Below are 15881 nucleotides of genomic sequence, written 5' to 3' on the forward strand. Positions count from 1 at the left end.
ATGGGGCCACCTCACTTCGCGGCCGTGGATTCCCGGTGGGCGGCGGCCAGTCGCTCCAGGTCGCCCACCACCTGGGCGGGGACGGGCATCTGGGCCGTCTCGTCACGCAGCCGCAGGGCCTCGGTCCGGTACGACGGGTCCTCCAGGAGGGCGCGAACGGCGCCGGCGATGTCGGCCGCGCTGTGGTCGGCGGGGTCGACCAGCCGCGCGGCGCCCCGGTCCGCGATGCGGGCGCTGTGCTCCTCCAGGCCCGGCAGGTACGGGACGAACACCTGCGGCACCCCGTTGGCCAGGCAGGTGAGGGTGATGTTGCCGCCGGCGTGGTGGACCATCACGTCGCAGGTCGGGGCGAGGACGTCGACCGGCAGCCAGCCGGCGCGCGCGCCCGCGGGGAGGTCGAGCCGGGCGGCGACGTCGTCGGGGGTGGCGATCAGCAGCTCGATGTCGAGCGGCGCCACCTTCTCGACGAGGCCGCTGAGCAGTTCGAGGTCGTCGTCGGGGGTGACTCGGCTGCCCGCGCTCACCAGGACGCGGGGCCGGTCGCCCTTGGTGTACATCCAGGGTTCGAGGGCGCTTTGCGTGCTGCACGGGATGTGGCGCAGCGGCAGGGCCACGGGGGCGGTGGGCGGGCGCACGCTCTCCGGCATGACGGTGACGGAGAAGGCCGGCGGCGGTGTGGCGGTCAGGCCGAGGCGCTCCATCTCGGGGGCCAGTTCGGCGGCGGCGGCGAGGTCGATGGAGAGGGGTTCGCCGATGTCGGTGGCGAAGCGTACCCAGGGGACGTCCATGTGGTGGGCGACGAGGGGGCCGGCGTATGCGAGGACGTTGCTGACCACGAGGTCGGGGCGCCAGCGGCCCGCCAGTTCGAGCAGAGCGTCGAGCGAGTGCGCCGCGAGCCTTCCGAACATGCGTCCGATGGCGATGTTGCGTTCCGGGCCGCCGGCCGGCGTCGGGACGAGGACGCCCTCCCGGTTCACCCGGCAGTCCTGGATCGTGCGCTCGGTGACGGAGACCGCGGGGATGCCCGAGTGGAGGATGGCGGTCATGGTGATCTCGGGGCCCGTCATGATCACTTCGTGGCCCGCGTTCCGGGCCGCCTGGGCCAGCGGCACGTCCGGGAAGATCGTCCCGGCTCCGTTGCCTCCCACGAAAAGAATCTTCATGGGCGCATCGTCGGCTCCGTCCTTCGAGGCTCGCTCGAAGCCGCCCCTCCGCGAGGGGCGCGCGATCGGGGGGCGCACGGGTCTTCGAGCGGTTCTCGAAGGCCGTGGCGAACCCTGGGCCGGACCGAGGGAGCCGTGGGCCGCCGCCCGGCCGCCCCTTCACGAGAACGCATCCCACCTTCGAGGAGGCTGCCGTGTTCCGGCACTTGTCCGAAGTCCACGGCTGGTTCGCCGATCGCCGGCGGGCCCAGCGGCACGTGGTCGCCCTCACGCGGCTGGACCGCCTCGAGGGCTGGTCCTTCGACCCGGTCACGAACGACCTGCGGCACGCCAGCGGACGGTTCTTCACCGTCGAGGGGCTCCAGGTGGAGACCGACCACCGGGAGGTCGGATCGTGGCAGCAGCCGATCATCGTGCAGCCGGAGTCCGGCATTCTGGGCATCCTGGTCAAGGAGTTCGGGGGCGTCCCGCACTTCCTGCTCCAGGCCAAGATGGAGCCGGGGAACGTCAACCTGCTCCAGCTGTCGCCGACGGTGCAGGCGACCCGGAGCAACTTCACCCGGGTCCACCGCGGCGGCTTGGTCCCGTATCTGGACCACTTCCTGTCGCCGCGCCGCGGCCGGATCGTCTTCGACTCCCTCCAGTCCGAGCAGGGCTCGTGGTTCCTGGGCAAGCGGAACCGCAACATGATCGTGGAGACGACGGAGGACGTCCCTGCGCGGGACGACTTCTGCTGGCTGACGCTGGAGCAGATCGGCGGGCTGCTGCGGGTGGACAACCTGGTCAACATGGACACCCGGACCGTCCTGTCCGGCCTGCCCGGAGCGTACGGGGGACGGTTCGGTCCCGAGGGGGCCGAGGAGCGCGGGCTGCACCGAATGGCGGAACTGCTCAGCTGGTTCACCGAGGAGAAGGTGACGCGCCGGCTGGAGCGCCGCCGCCTGCCGCTCCGCGCGGTGGAGGGCTGGTCCGTCAGCGGCGGGCGCGTGGTGCACGAGGAGGGCCTCTACTTCTCGGTGGTCGGCGTGGACGTGGAGGCGGAGGGGCGCGAGGTGAGCCGCTGGTCGCAGCCGATGCTCGCGCCCGCCTCCCGGGGCGTCGTCGCCTTCCTCACACGCGCCGTCGACGGCGTGCCGCACGTCCTGGTGCAGGCCAGGACCGAGGCGGGTTCCCGCGACGTGCTGGAGCTGGGCCCGACCGTGCAGTGCGCCCCGGAGAACTACCGACGGCTGGCCGCCGGACTGCGGCCTCGCTTCCTCGACGACGTGCTGTCCGCCCCGCCGTCCCGCGTCACGCTGGACGTCGTCCACTCCGAGGAGGGCGGCCGCTTCCACCACGCCGAGAACCGCTACATGGCGGTGGAGGCGGACGGCGTCCCGCTGGACCCGGGGGGCGGCTTCGTCTGGATGACGCCCGAACAGCTTGGCGCCCTGGTGCGGCACGGCGGCCAGGTGAACGTCGAGGCCCGGAACCTGCTGACGTGCCTGAGGTACCTGCGGTGAGGGGGGCGGCCGTGACCGGCCGACCGGTGCGTCTGGGCGTGCTGGGGTGCGCCGACATCGCGGTCCGCCGGGTGCTGCCGGCCCTGGCCGGCGTGCCGGGGGTGCGCCTGGCGGCGGTGGCCAGCCGGATCGGCGCCCGGGCCGCCCGCGTCACCGGGGTGTTCGGCGGCGATGCGCTGGAGGGGTACGAGGCGCTCCTCGCCCGCCCCGACGTGGACGCGGTGTACGTCCCGCTGCCGGCCGCGCTGCACGCGCCGTGGGTGGAGCGGGCACTGGCGGCCGGCAAGCACGTGCTGGCGGAGAAACCGCTGACGACGCGGGTGGCGGACACCGTGCGGCTGGTCGCCGCGGCCCGTGCGGCGGGCCTGGTGCTGCGCGAGAACGTCATGTTCGTCCACCACCCCCAGCACCATCACGCGCGGCGGCTCCTGCGGGAGGGCGCGATCGGCGAACCGCGCGCGGTGATCGCGGCGTTCGCGATCCCGCCCCGGCCCGCGGACGACATCCGCTACCGGCCGGAGCTCGGCGGCGGCGCGCTCCTCGACGTCGGGTCGTATCCGCTGCACGCCGCCCGCTTCCTGCTCGGGGACGGGCTGGAGGTGGTCGGCGCGACTTTGCGGACCGACGGCGCGCGGGGGGTCGACGTGTCCGGCACGGCGCTGCTGTCCGGGGCCGGCGGGGTGACCGCGCAGGTGTACTTCGGCATGGAGCACCACTACACGTCCCGGTACGAGGTGGTGGGCAGCGCCGGACGGCTTGTCGTCGACCGGGCCTTCACCCCGCCGGCGGACCACCGGCCGACCCTGGTCGTGGAGCGCCGCGACGGCACGGAGCGGCTGGAGCTGAAGCCCTTCGACCAGTGCGCCGGCACCGTCGACGCCTTCGTACGGGCCGTCGCGGCGGGGGCCGGCACGACCGGCGACGCGATCGTCCGGCAGGCGGAGCTGATCGCAGATGTCCATCGGAGCGGGAGCCGCGGCGCGCGGCCCGCTCCACGACCGGCGCGAGACGCCGTGGAAGGCGAGGACCGATGAAGGACGCCAAGGCCCGCATCCTGGAGCAGGTGCGCGATTACCACGGTTCGCAGAAGAAGGAGTTCGAGCCGGGCGTGACCGCGGTGTGGCCCTCGGGAGCGGTGTTCGACGCGGAGGACCGCGTCGCCCTGGTGGAGGCCGCGCTGGACATGCGGATCGCGGCCGGTGTCAGCTCGCGACGGTTCGAGCGGGAGTTCGCCCGCTACTTCCGGCTGCGCAAGGCCCATCTGGCCAACTCCGGTTCGTCGGCGAACCTGCTGGCGCTGTCGGCGTTCACCTCGCCGCAGCTGGAGGACCGCAGGATGCGGCCCGGCGACGAGGTGATCACGGTCGCGGCCGGGTTCCCGACCACCGTGAACCCGATCATCCAGAACGGGATGGTGCCGGTCTTCGTCGACGTGGAGCTGGGCACCTACAACACCACGGTCGAGCGGATCGCGGAGGCCATCGGCCCCCGTACCAGGGCAATCATGGTCGCGCACGCGCTCGGCAACCCCTTCGCCGCCGAGGAGGTCGCCCGGCTCGCCGAGGAGCACGGCCTGTTCCTGATCGAGGACAACTGCGACGCGGTGGGCTCGACCTACCGCGGCCGGCTCACCGGCACCTTCGGCGACATCTCGACCACGAGTTTCTACCCGGCCCACCACATCGCGATGGGCGAGGGCGGCTGCGTCCTGACCGACAACCTGGCGCTGGCCCGCATCGTGGAGTCGATGCGCGACTGGGGCCGCGACTGCTGGTGCGAACCGGGCGAGGACAACCGCTGCTTCAAGCGGTTCGACTACCAGATGGGCACGCTGCCGCACGGCTACGACCACAAGTACATCTTCTCGCACGTCGGTTACAACCTGAAGTCCACCGACCTCCAGGCCGCGCTCGGGCTGAGCCAGCTGTCGCGGCTGGACGCGTTCGGCGCCGCCCGCCGTGCCAACTGGCGGTTCCTTCGGGAGGCGCTGGACGGCGTGCCGGGACTGCTCCTCCCGCGCGCCACCGAGGACAGCGATCCGAGCTGGTTCGGCTTCGCGCTGACCGTCGAGCCCGACGCCGGCTACACCCGGGAGGGCCTCGTGGCCTTCCTGGAGAGCCGCAGGATCGGCACCCGGCGCTTCTTCGCCGGGAATCTCACCCGCCACCCGGCGTACCTCGACCGGCCGCACCGCATCAGCGGCGCGCTCACCAACAGCGACATCGTCGCCGGGCACACCTTCTGGGTCGGGGTCTACCCGGGCCTGACCGAGGAGATGGTCCGCTACATCGCCGAGTCCGTCCGCGACTACGCGATGAAGAACTCCTGACGACCGCGCCGGGCCGCGACGTCGCGGCAGAAAGGTCCACCATGCTCCAGGCACACCAGTCGGCCCTGACCACGGCGGCCCGCGGCATGGCGCCGCTCGCCGCCGCCCACGCACCGGCCGCGGAGGAACGGCGCCGGCTGCACCCCGCGGTGGCAAAGGCGCTGGCCGACGCGGGATTCCCGCACCACTTCGCCCCCGGCCTGCCCGGCCGCTCCCCCGGCACGTTCACCGAGCTCCTGGAGGCCGTGGCCGTCCTCGGCGAGGAATGCGCGTCGGCGGCGTGGGTCGCCTCGGTCACCGCGAGCGCGGGCCGGATGACGGCGTACCTGCCGCCGGAGGGCCGGGCCGCCGTGTGGGAGAAGGGCGCCGGCACGGTGGTGGCGGCCGGGCTGATGCCGGCCGGGACGGCGGAGCGGGTCCCGGGGGGCTGGCGGGTCAGGGGCGAGTGGGCCTACGTCAGCGGGGTCGACTTCGCCGACTGGACCCTGGTCGCGGCGCGGACGCGGGAGGCGGGGCATCCGACCGTGCGGGTGCTCGCGGTGCCCCGGGCCGATCACGCCGTCGTCGACGCGTGGTCCGTGGTCGGCATGCGCGGTACCGGCAGCCACACGGTGGTGCTGGACGACGTCGTCGTGCCGGACGAGCGGTCGGTGCCGTTGGCCTCGGTGCTCCGGGGCGAGGCGGAGGGGACGTCCGCGCCCTGCCACCGGGTGCCGCTCAAGGCCGGCAACGGGCTGACGCTCGCGGCTCCCCTCCTGGGCGCGGCCCGCGGCGCGTTGCGGCGCTGGCAGGAGCTGACCGCGGCGAAGCTCGCGGCGCCGGGCGGGGCGATCTCCGGCGGGCCCGATCCCGGCCCCTACGAGCAGGCGCTCGCGCGGGCGGAGGGCGAGCTCGACGCGGTGGAGCTGCTGCTCGGCCGGGCGGCGGGCGTCGTCGACCGGGGCGGGGTGTCCGGCCTGGAGACGGCGAGGAACGCGCGGGACTGCGCGCTGGCGGCCGAGCGGCTGGCCACGGTGGTGGACGGGCTGCTGCGCACCGCCGGCACCCGGGGCCAGGCCGAGGCGGAGGCCTTGCAGCGGCACTGGCGCGACGTGAACTGCGGTGCGGGGCACAGCGGGCTCCAGTGGGCCCCCGCGGCGAGCGCGTACGCGCGGCTGGCCGCGGGGCCGCGTCGCTGAGAGTCCCGGTCCCGGGTGTGGCGCCGGGCGCCGGGGGGCCCCCCCCGGGGGGGGGGCCGCGGCCGGGGGCCCCCCCCCCCCCGCGCCGGGGGGGCGGGCCCCCCGGGGGGGGGGGGGGGGGGGGGCGGGGGGGGGGGGGGGGGGGGGGGGGCGGGGGGGCCCCCCCCCCCGGGGGGGGGCCCCCCCCCCCCCCCCCCCCCCACACCCGGCGCCAGGCCGGTGGTGCGTCTCATACGGCGGAGGCCGTGCGGTGGTCCCGCGGGGAGGGGACCCGGCGCACCGGGGAGGGGTGGGGGGACGACGAGGGGTTCAGCACCGCGAGCTGGAGCCGCTGGAGTTCCGGCGAGGGTTCCAGGCCCAGCTCCCGGTCGAGGATGCGGTGCAGGGTGCGGTAGGCCTGGAGCGCCTCGGCGCGGCGGCCGGACTGGTTGAGGGCGGAGATGAGCTGGCCGTGGAACCACTCGTTGAGCGGGTACTCGTTGACGAGCACGGACAGTTCCGGGATCGCGTCGCGCTGCCGGCCGAGCTGGGTCTCGGCCTCGATGCGGAGCTGGAGGGCCCGGATGCGCAGCTCCTCCAGGTGGACGATGCGGCCGGTGAGCACGTCCCCCGCGGGGATGTTGGAGAGGGCGGGACCCCGCCACAGGGCCAGTGCCTGGCGCAGGAGTCCGACGGCGTGTTCCGGTTCGCCCGAATGAAGCGCGTCCTGTCCGCGAGTGATGAGATTCTCGAATATCTTGACGTCCACCTCGGCATCTTCCACCTGAATGACGTATCCGGGCGCGCGCGTTACGAGAAGAGTGCGCTCAGGCGCCAGCACCCCTTCGCTGACAAACAATTTACGCGCGTGGTAGATATAGGTCTGAAGGGTTGTCAGCGCGCTTTTCGGAGGTGCTTCGCCCCAGATTTCCCGGATGAGCAAGTCCGAGCTCACCGTCTCATTCGGCCTGGTGAGGAGCAGGGCCAGGGACTGACACACTTTCGGCGTGCTCGGTAGATAGGAGCGGCCTTCATCGGTGATTATCTCGAATGGACCGATTAGGTTGAACCGCATTGGATTACCCCCCTGGTGTCGTTCAGCCGACCATGCCATTCAGTCTTCTGCCAACAACTCCACAGTAGATCAGCCGGCGCGACACCGAAGTCCCGCGGGAGCAAAATGTCATGTCTCTCCGACCGGGGGTATGAAATGCGCCAGGGATTGCGGGATCCGGCCGTTCTTCCATCTGTCGGGATTTCCAGCCCGGGCCGGAAGCGGTCGCCCGGCCGCGGGCGCAGGTCCCGCGGTTCCTCCGAGCGCGAGCGCGGCCCCCGCCGCCGGGCCGGGTTGCGGCGGCGGGGGCCGGCGCGATGCCGGTTCCGTCCGGCCGGTCTGCGGGGTGTCCTCGACGATGCTCACGCGTGCCCGTTCTGAAGGGGGTTCGGCCGCCGGACCGCACCGGGGCGGTGCCGGTCCGCGTCTCCTGGGACTGGGGGTTCCGCTCGAAGCGGGCTCCGAGCGCGGTTCAGGCGGTCACGCGTGACAGGCGGGGAGCCCGCCGTGGTGGGTGACCATCTCGGAGAACAGCAGGCCGACGTCCATCGGTTCGCCGGGGCTCGCGCCCCGCGCCTCGGCGTACGCCCGGTGCAGGTTGGGGACGATCCGCTCGGAGTCGAGCAGTCCGGCGTACGGGCCGAGGTCCGCCTCGCGCGCCGCCTCCAGCGGGCTGATCTTGGCCCTGATACCCTCCGCCGCCAGCTTCTGGACCCGCCGCAGGTATCCCTCGGTGACGTCGAGCAGTTCGGGGCCGCCCACGGGACCGTGTCCCGGCACGACGGTCTCGGCCCCGAACGCCCTCAGCCGCTCCATGACATCTATGGTGCCCGCGACGGATCCCATCAGGCAGAACGGGGTCGTCCCGGACATGACGAGGTCCCCGGCGTACAGCACCCTCCGTTCGGGGAGCCAGACGACGGTGTCGCTCGCGGTGTGCGCGGGTCCCAGGTGGACGAGTTCGGCGCGGGTCCGGCCGACGTGCAGGGTGAGCCGGTCCCGGAAGGTGAGGTCCGGCAGGGTCACGGTCAGCTCGCCCCACTCGACGCCGGGCCACAGCCCGGTCAGGTGGAGGCCTGTCGCCTCCATCTCCACCCGGGCGCCCTCGTGGGCGACGATCACGGCGTCGTCGGCGAACAGCTGGTTGCCGAAGGTGTGGTCGCCGTGCGAGTGGGTGTTGACCACGTAGCGCGGCGGCCGCGGCGACACCCGGGCGGCGGCTTCCTTGAGGGCCTGCGCCCGGGCCCGGGTGGCGGCGGTGTCGACCAGCGCCGCCTGGCCGTCCGAGACGACGAGCCCGGCGTTGTTGAGGCACCATCCGCCGTCGGGCTGCACGTAGGCGAAGACGCCCTCCGCGATCTCCTGGAGCCGGGCAGCCGAAGGGCCGGTGGAACGGGTGGTCACTGCTGACTCCCTGGGGTGTGGATGGTCCCCGCGCGGACGGCGGTGCCGCGCGGAGCGACGGAACGGGGTTCGAGGGCGCGGGGTTCGGGGGGGGCCGGCGCCGAGGACACGGGCCGCGGCTCGTGTCGTACGGCCGGGCGGTCCGGGCCGACGCCCGCGAACCCCGCGCCGACGGTCCAGCAGCAAGGGCGTCCGGTGGGTGACGAACCGCCGGCCCCGGTCGGTGAGCGGTGTGCCGTCCGGCCGGTGCAGCAGGACGGCGGCGGCGGTGGCGGGGATGGAGAAGCCGGAGGGCCGGGCGGGCAGTGCCGGCCCCCGCCCCCACGCCTTGCCGTACGCCTCCTTGAGGGTCCGCAGGCGTACCTCCGCCGCGTTCCGCTCGCCCTCGGGCAGGCGGCGCAGCGCGGCGCGCTCCGGCGTGGTGAACACCTACCGGGCCGCGGGTCGTCCGTACACCGGGCGGTCCGTCGCCTCGGTGTCGACGCCGATCCGGCCGAGGCGGCTGAGGGCCGGCAGCGAGAACGGCGCCAGAGTGGCTGAGGCCCAGTTCCAGGCCGGGACAGCCCCGCGGGCAGGGCTTCCCGCCCGGCTCGCGGGCGCGTTCCGGCACGTCGGGATCGACCCGCAGCACGGCCGCGGCGGCGTGGGCGAGGAAGGCCCCTGAGGCGGTGCGGCCGTCGGCCGTCCGCCAGTCGTCAGCGTGGCCGTACAGCAAGGCGTACCCGTCGGTGGTCATGCGCCGCAGCAGGACACCGGCCCAGGTGCCGCCGCGCTGTCGGCGAAGCCCGCGGCCGTCGTCGCGCGGGCGGCAAGGCGCGGGTCCGCAGCGGCACCGTCGAGGAGGGCCGGCGGGAGGTCCCGGCGGGCGGCCGCGCGCGCGACGGCGGCCGTGTCCAGGCGGGTCGGCCGGCCGCCGGGGGCGGCCGGCGCGAACGCGCGGTGATACCCCCGGGCGGCGAGCGTGGCCGCGCGGGCGGGCGCAGTCCCGTGCCGGCCGTCGTCGCCCGGCGCGCCGAGCGCGCGCTCCAGAGCGGCCGGCCGGGCCCCGGGGCCCGCCGGGGCCGTCCCGCCGGCGTCAGAACACCTGGTCATGGCTGATGGTCCGGGACTTGAGCGCCGGCTTCCCCTCGTCGATGACCAGCACGTCGTGGACCGTGCAGCTGGGGCTGATCTCCGGCTTGCCGCCCGGGCGGACGGTGACGACCAGGGCGTAGACGGTGCAGTGGACGGTGCCGTCGGGGCGCGGGTCCAGGGCGATCTGGTTGAACCAGTGCCGGCGGCGCACCGGGTCGCCGTCGAACTTCTTGTGGAACTCGGTGAGTTCGCGGACGATCCCGGCCCGGCCCCGAGCGGGCTCGACGCCCGGGGAGTGCTGGAACTCGCCGTCCTCGGTGAAGGTGGCGGCGTACTCCTCGAACCTGCGCTCGTCCAGGTGGTGCATCTGGTGGGCGTAGAAGTGCTGCACCAGACAGTGGAGTTCGGCGAGGGAGGCGGCATCTGCGGTGGTGCTCAAGGGATCTCCTCGGGTAGGGATCGTCAGGCCGGGGCGCCGGTCCCGGCCTCGGCGAACGCGGCGGCGTGCCGCATGGTGGCGAGGCTGTTGCGGCCGAGCGCGTCGCGGACGTGGGCGCGGGCGTCGGCGAGGGTGCGGCCCGCGCCGAGGACTTCGGGCACCGCGGCCGGGTCGAGGAGCACGGTGTGCCGGGCGGTGGCGACGGTGGTCCCGCCCTCGCCGGGGGCGAACTCCCACAGGCCGCTGTGCCCGAGCAGCAGGCGCGGGGTGACCCGCTGCTTGTACGCGATCCACGACGGCGCCTCGCAGACGCGCACCGAGCGGGTGGTGTGTGTGGAGCCGTCCGCTGTGACGGTGTCCATCTGCAGGTCCTGGACGCCGGGCGGCTCCTCGGTCAGCTGGACCCGGCTGACGTGCGGCAGCCGCTGCGCCCACAGGTCAGCGCGGTGCACGAAGGCGTACGCGTCGAAGGCCGCCCCGCAGAACTCCAGGGTGTCGGTGAAGGTGAGGACCACGTCCCGGGCGGGGTGGCCTAGTTCGGCCACCCGGGCCAGGGCGCGCAGTTCCTCGGCGCTGTTGCGGTCGAGCGCCTCGTGGATCCACTTCACCGTCTTGGGGTCGTCGTCCTCGGCGGCGAAGTCGTGCAGCAGCACCAGGCGGGTACCGCCGCCCGGGCGTGCCTCGAAGCGCCACTCCCCGCCCATGGCGGCGATCGGGGAGCGGCTGCGTTCCTGCCGGAAGGTGATGCGCCCTTCCTCCGGGTCCAGGGTGCGCCGCGAGGTCCAGTCGGAGACCGTGCCGTTCACGGTCGCCCAGATCCGGAACCGTTCGGCGCGGTCGCCGCGTTCCAGGTGCCGCACGTGCACGGTCGGGCCGAAGACGGCCGGCCAGGCGGCCGCGTCGGCCACCAGGTCGTACAGTTCCTCGGGGCGGGCGGACACGTCCAGGGTGTGCTCGGCGGTGTGCCGTCGCGGTGTCATGCGGTCGCGCTCCTCGGGCGAGGTCGTGGAGTGGGGGGTCAGGCGGCACGGGCCACGAGGCCATTGACCAGGTCGGCGAGTTCCTTGGGGGTCGTGGCCTCGTTGATCTCGTCGTCCGACACGTCCACGCCGAAGTCCTGTTTGATCTGCGCGGCGCTCTCCATCAGGGCCAGGGAGTCGTAGCCCAGCTCCTCGAAGGTGAGGTCGGTGATGTCGGTGTCGGGGCCGATGCCCTCCATGCCGCCCGCGCAGGCGAGGAGGATGCGGCGGATGTCGTCGATGGTGATCTGTGCCATGGGTGTTCTCTCTCCTTGGTTCGTGCGGGGGTCCCGCGGGGGGCGGGGCGGGGGCTACCGCTCGTCGGCGTCGCTGACCACCACGGCCGAGTTGAAGCCCCAGCGGCCCCGGGCGAGGACGAGGGCGTTGCGGACGCGCCGCTCGCGGGGCTCGCCGCGGACGACGTCGATGCCGTAGGCGTCGGGGACGATGCCCGCCGCGGGGGTGGGCGGTACGACCCCGTCGCGGATGGCCAGGGTCGCAGTGACGACGTCGAGCGGGCCGCCGCCCGCGTACAGGCGTCCGGTGAGGGCCTTGGGCGCGGTGACGGGCACGCCGCCTGTGCCGAACAGCCCGCTGAGGGCCTCGGCTTCGGCGGCGTCGAGCTCGGGGACGCCGGCTCCGTCGGCGAAGACCGCGTCGATGTCGGCGGGGACCAGCCCCGCGTCGACGATCGCGTTCTCGGCGGCGCGGCGCAGTCCCGGCGGGCGGCCGGAACCGGGCGCGGGATCGAAGGTGGCGCTGTAGCCGGTCAGCGCGGCGTGCACCCGCTCGGCGCCGCGGGCGCGGGCGCGGTCCTCGTCCTCCAGGACGAACATCGCGCCTCCTTCGCCGGGCACGTGTCCGGAGGCCAGGCTGTCGAAGGGAAGGTAGGCGCGGGCGGGGTCGGACTCGCCGGTGACGCGGCCGTCGGACAGCTGGGAGACGTACCCCCACGGGTCGAGGGCGGAGTCGACGCCTCCGGCGAGCATGAGGGGGGTGCCGCGGCGGATGCCGCGGCGGGCGTAGCCGAGGGCGTCGAGTCCGCCGGCCTGCTCGCCGACGAGCGCGACGCCGGGGCCGCGCATGCCGTGCCGGATGGATATCTGGCCGGTGTTGACGGCGTAGAACCAGGCGAAGGACTCGTACACGCTGACGAACTCGGGTCCCTTGCCCCAGAGTTTGGCGAACTCGCGGTGGGTGAAGTCGAAGCCGCCCAGCGCGTTGGAGGTGACGACGCCCATGTCGTAGTCGGCCAGGTCGCCCGGGCAGACAGCGGCGTCGGTGAGGGCCCAGGCGGCGGCGGTGAGCCCGAGCCGGGTGGAGTGGTCGGTCTGCGGGAGCAGTCGGCTCGGCAGGTGCTCGGCGGCGTCGAAGTCGTCGATCTGCCCGGCGAGGGTGGCGGGGTAGCCGGAGACGTCGAAGCGGGTGACCCGGCCGATGCCGCTGTGGCCCGCGAGGACCGACTTCCAGTAGGTCTCGGTGCCCAGGCCGTTGGGGGCTGTGACGCCGATTCCGGTGATCACCGTCCTGGCGGTCATGCGGCGGCTCCTTCCGGGGCGCGCAGCACCATCGCGCTCTGGAAGCCGCCGAAGCCGCTCCCGACGGTCAGCACGGTGTCCACCCGCTGCTCGCGCGCGGTCAGCGGCACGTAGTCGAGGTCGCACTCGGCGTCCGGGGCGTGCAGGTTGGCCGTGGGGGGCACGACGTTGTCGCGGATGGCGAGGGCGCAGGCGGCGATCTCCAGGGAGCCGATCGCGCCGAGGGAGTGCCCGACCATCGACTTGATGGAGCTGATCGGCACGCGGTACGCGTGGTCGCCGAGGCTGCGCTTGAACGCGGCGGTCTCGTGGCGGTCGTTCTGCTTGGTGCCGGAGCCGTGCGCGTTGACGTAGTCGATGCGCGTCGGGTCGATGTGGGCCTCGTCGAGCGCGACCCGGATCGCTTCGGCCATCTCGCGGCCGTCCCGCTTCAGACCGGTCATGTGGTAGGCGTTGCAGCGTGTGGCGTAGCCGGTGACCTCGGCGTAGATCCGCGCGCCGCGGGCCAGCGCGGTGCCGTACTCCTCCACGACGAAGACGGCGGCGCCCTCGGCGAGGACGAAGCCGTCGCGGGAGGCGTCGAACGGGCGGGAGGCGTGCTCGGGGTCGTCGTTGCGGGTCGTGGTGGCTTTGATGGCGTCGAAGCAGGCCAGCACGATCGGGGAGATGGGGGTGTCGGCGGCACCGGCGACCATGACGTCGGCGTCGCCCTCGCGGATGAGCTGCACCGCGTGGCCGACGGCGTCGAGGCCGGAGGTGCAGCCGTCGGAGACCATGGTCACCGGGCCCTCGGCACCGGCCACCCACGCGATCTCTGCCGGCATCACCCCGGGGCTGAGGTAGTCGAACATGTGGGGGGACAGGTAGCCGGGGTCGACCCGCCACTGGCGTCCCCGGTCGGACATGACCAGGTACTCGTTCTCCAGGCTGGTCGCGGAGGCGACCGCGCTGCCGAGGCTGACGCCGACCCGGTGCGGGTCCACGCCGCCGAACTCCAGCCCGCTGTCGGCCACCGCCTCCCGGGCGCAGGCGACCGCGAACTGGGTGGCCCGGTCCATCCGGCGGATCTCGCGCGGGGTCAGGCCCTCGTCCTCGGGGCGGAAGTCGACCTCGCCGGCCACCTGGGACCGGAACGGGGTCGCGTCGAAGAAGGAGATGCGCCGGGTGGCGGTGCGCCCGGCGGTGAGCAGGTCCCAGAACGCCTTCGTGCCGGACCCGCCGGGTGCGCGGACCCCGATGCCGGTGATCACCACGCGGCGGCTCATCGGAGGCTCCCCGAACGGCCGGTCGCCCGGGATTCGCCGTGCCTGCAGCAGAACATCGCGTCTCTTCCTCTCGTCTTGCACGGCGGGTTCGGCCAGCCGCTCCCGTGGGGAGGGGGAACCGCCGTCGGCTTCTCACACCCTGCGGACAGGGCCTAGAACACGACTCGAAACCGGATCACCGGGCCCGGTGCGGGCGGTGCGCGATCAGGCGACGTACGGCCGCCGGGCGCGGGCCTCGCGGAGTGCCTGCGCCCACCACAGGAGCTGGTCGAGGAGTTTCTTGGCGGCCGCGTTGACCTCCTGCGCGTCCAGCGGTTCGCCGTCCTCGTCGAACCGGGTGTACACGTGCGGGAAGTTGACGCTGTCGCGCAGCGGCACGGCGTGCAGTTCGGCGAAGACGGACCGCAGCTGCTCGATGGCGCGCATGCCGCCGGACATGCCGCCGGCGTAGCCGACGAAGGCCGCGGGCTTGGCCTGCCACTGCGTGAAGAGGCAGTCGACGGCGTGTTTGAGGGCGGCGGGGTAGCCGCGGTTGTACTCGGGGGTGACGACGACGAAGACGTCGGCCGCGGCGATGCGCTCGGCGTAGGCGCGCACCTCGGGCGAGGCGTGGCGGCCGTGCTCGTCGGGCGGCGTCAGGACGGTGGGCAGCCGGGCCTCGGCGATGTCGACGACGTCGACGGCGAAGTCGTCGCGGGCCCGGGCCTGGCGGGCGAACCAGTCGGCGACCACGGGGCCGATGCGGCCCTGGCGGGTGCTGCCGACGATGACGGCCAGGCGGACGGGTGCTGCGGTCGGCATGGGTGTGCTCCTAGCGTGGGGTGGGCGGCCGGGCCCGAAGGCGCGAGCGGAGTGCGGGGCGGGGGCGGGGGCGGCGGACGGCGCCGCTCAGCCGGCCCGGCCCGTCAGCAGGACCACCCGGCCGGTGTGGGCGCGGGACTCGACGATCTCGTGGGCCTTGGCGGCCTCTTCGAGGGGGAGCGTGCTGTGGATCACGTGCCGGACCGTTCCCTCGGTGAGGTGGCGGACCAGCGTGTCGTGGTGGTCCAGGTACGCCTGGCGGCGGCTGGTCCGCCACTGTCCCAGGGCGAAGCAGGTGAGGGACCGCATGCCGATGAGTTCCACGGGCGAGACGGCGGGGACGGCGCGGCCGCCGGCGGAGGAGCCGTAGAAGACGAGCCGGCCGAAGGGGGCGAGGAGGCCGATCCCGGTCCGCAGCACGTCGCCGCCGACGCTGTCGAGGACGATGTCGACGCCCTGGTGGCCGGTGGCCTGCCGGACCCGGTCCGGCCAGTCGTCGCGGGAGTAGTCGACGAGGACGTCGGCGCCGAGCTCCCGCACGAAGTCGAGCTTGCGGGTGGAGCCGGAGGTGGCGATGATCCGGCCCGCGCCGGCCGCCCTGGCCGCCTGGACGGCGAGGTGGCCGATGCCTCCGGAGGCGGCATGCACCAGGACGGTCTCGGCCGGCCGCAGGGAGGCGGTGGCCAGGACGCCCATGGCGATGGGGCCGGAGCCGGGCAAGGCGGTGGCCTGTGCCGCGTCCATCCCGGCCGGGACCGGCAGGACGGTGTCCGCGTCCACTGCGACGTACTCGGCGTACGCGCCGTGCAGGGTGAAGGCACCCACGCGGTCGCCCGCGCGGATTGCGGTCACTCCCTCGCCGAGGGCGGCGACCGTCCCGACGACGTCGCCGCCCAGCACGATCGGGAAGACCGGCTGCCACACGGGGGCGGGGAAGACGTCCCGCCGCATCTGGGTCTGGGCGAATCCCACGCTCACCGCCTCGACGGCGATGAGCACCTGTCCCGGGCCGGGGCTCGGCACGGGGGTCTCCTCGACCCGCAGGACCTCCGGGCCTCCGAACGTGTGGATACGGACGGTGCGCATCTTTTCCTCCGGTCGTCGTCGCCGGGATCAGCCTCCCGAGCCGGGCTTGA

The 15881-nt window shown here is 73.9% G+C and carries 15 protein-coding genes and 1 pseudogene; 5 read left to right on the plus strand and 11 right to left on the minus strand.

Going from position 1 to position 15881, the window contains the following annotated elements; genetic code table 11:
* Positions 1-11 precede the first annotated feature (11 nt).
* Positions 12-1163: a nucleotide disphospho-sugar-binding domain-containing protein gene (locus ACF061_RS27645; protein ID WP_392269693.1), complete on the minus strand. Its 1152-nt coding sequence runs from the start codon at positions 1161-1163 to the stop codon at positions 12-14.
* Between the two features lie 194 nt (positions 1164-1357).
* Here ACF061_RS27645 and ACF061_RS27650 point away from each other — a divergent pair, with 194 nt between their 5' ends.
* From ACF061_RS27650 to ACF061_RS27665, 4 genes are read left to right on the plus strand one after another with little or no spacing between them, the layout of a single operon-like run.
* Positions 1358-2665, plus strand: a complete 1308-nt coding sequence (locus ACF061_RS27650) for an NDP-hexose 2,3-dehydratase family protein (protein WP_392269694.1) — start codon at positions 1358-1360, stop codon at positions 2663-2665.
* 11 nt (positions 2666-2676) lie between these two features.
* Entirely contained in the window at positions 2677-3699 is a 1023-nt protein-coding gene (locus ACF061_RS27655; protein WP_392269695.1) for a Gfo/Idh/MocA family protein, read from the plus strand.
* Positions 3696-4994 (plus strand): lipopolysaccharide biosynthesis protein RfbH, encoded by a 1299-nt coding sequence (rfbH, locus tag ACF061_RS27660; protein WP_392269696.1) that lies wholly within the window; start codon positions 3696-3698, stop codon positions 4992-4994. The genes ACF061_RS27655 and rfbH overlap by 4 nt, the downstream gene beginning before the upstream one ends.
* Positions 4995-5035: 41 nt before the next feature.
* Entirely contained in the window at positions 5036-6172 is a 1137-nt protein-coding gene (locus tag ACF061_RS27665) for an acyl-CoA dehydrogenase family protein (protein WP_392269697.1), read from the plus strand.
* Positions 6173-6401: 229 nt separating this feature from the next.
* Here ACF061_RS27665 and ACF061_RS27670 read toward each other — a convergent pair whose 3' ends face one another.
* The 3 genes and pseudogenes from ACF061_RS27670 to ACF061_RS27680 form a co-directional block, all read right to left on the minus strand.
* Complete coding sequence (locus tag ACF061_RS27670; protein ID WP_392269800.1) at positions 6402-6920, minus strand: AfsR/SARP family transcriptional regulator; 519 nt, start codon at positions 6918-6920, stop codon at positions 6402-6404.
* Positions 6921-6953: 33 nt separating this feature from the next.
* Positions 6954-7265 (minus strand): annotated as a pseudogene (locus ACF061_RS27675) (winged helix-turn-helix domain-containing protein); the annotation flags it as partial.
* A 420-nt stretch (positions 7266-7685) separates the two neighbouring features.
* Positions 7686-8609, minus strand: coding sequence for an MBL fold metallo-hydrolase (locus tag ACF061_RS27680; RefSeq protein ID WP_392269698.1), 924 nt, complete (start codon positions 8607-8609; stop codon positions 7686-7688).
* A 277-nt stretch (positions 8610-8886) separates the two neighbouring features.
* Between ACF061_RS27680 and ACF061_RS27685 the strand changes: the two genes are divergently transcribed.
* Entirely contained in the window at positions 8887-9273 is a 387-nt protein-coding gene (locus tag ACF061_RS27685) for a hypothetical protein (protein ID WP_392269699.1), read from the plus strand.
* Between the two features lie 411 nt (positions 9274-9684).
* On the opposite strand, the gene ACF061_RS27690 is transcribed toward ACF061_RS27685, so the two are convergent.
* The 7 genes from ACF061_RS27690 to ACF061_RS27720 all read right to left on the minus strand — a co-directional run bounded on the left by ACF061_RS27690 (position 9685) and on the right by ACF061_RS27720 (position 15831).
* A complete protein-coding gene (locus ACF061_RS27690) occupies positions 9685-10122 on the minus strand; it encodes a nuclear transport factor 2 family protein (RefSeq protein WP_392269700.1) in 438 nt (145 codons plus the stop codon).
* Between the two features lie 23 nt (positions 10123-10145).
* Positions 10146-11102, minus strand: coding sequence for an aromatase/cyclase (locus ACF061_RS27695; protein ID WP_392269701.1), 957 nt, complete (start codon positions 11100-11102; stop codon positions 10146-10148).
* A gap of 38 nt (positions 11103-11140) precedes the next feature.
* Positions 11141-11398 (minus strand): acyl carrier protein, encoded by a 258-nt coding sequence (locus tag ACF061_RS27700; RefSeq protein ID WP_392269702.1) that lies wholly within the window; start codon positions 11396-11398, stop codon positions 11141-11143.
* A gap of 54 nt (positions 11399-11452) precedes the next feature.
* On the minus strand, positions 11453-12679 hold the full coding sequence (locus tag ACF061_RS27705; protein WP_392269703.1) for a ketosynthase chain-length factor: 1227 nt from the start codon (positions 12677-12679) through the stop codon (positions 11453-11455).
* Entirely contained in the window at positions 12676-13944 is a 1269-nt protein-coding gene (locus ACF061_RS27710) for a beta-ketoacyl-[acyl-carrier-protein] synthase family protein (protein ID WP_392269704.1), read from the minus strand. Before ACF061_RS27710 ends, ACF061_RS27705 begins: the two co-directional genes overlap by 4 nt.
* A gap of 204 nt (positions 13945-14148) precedes the next feature.
* A complete protein-coding gene (locus ACF061_RS27715; protein ID WP_392269705.1) occupies positions 14149-14745 on the minus strand; it encodes an NADPH-dependent FMN reductase in 597 nt (198 codons plus the stop codon).
* A gap of 87 nt (positions 14746-14832) precedes the next feature.
* Positions 14833-15831, minus strand: coding sequence for a zinc-binding alcohol dehydrogenase family protein (locus tag ACF061_RS27720; protein ID WP_392269706.1), 999 nt, complete (start codon positions 15829-15831; stop codon positions 14833-14835).
* Between the last annotated feature and the right edge of the window lie 50 nt (positions 15832-15881).

This window comes from Streptomyces sp. NPDC015220, assembly GCF_043079345.1.
Lineage (GTDB): Bacteria > Actinomycetota > Actinomycetes > Streptomycetales > Streptomycetaceae > Streptomyces.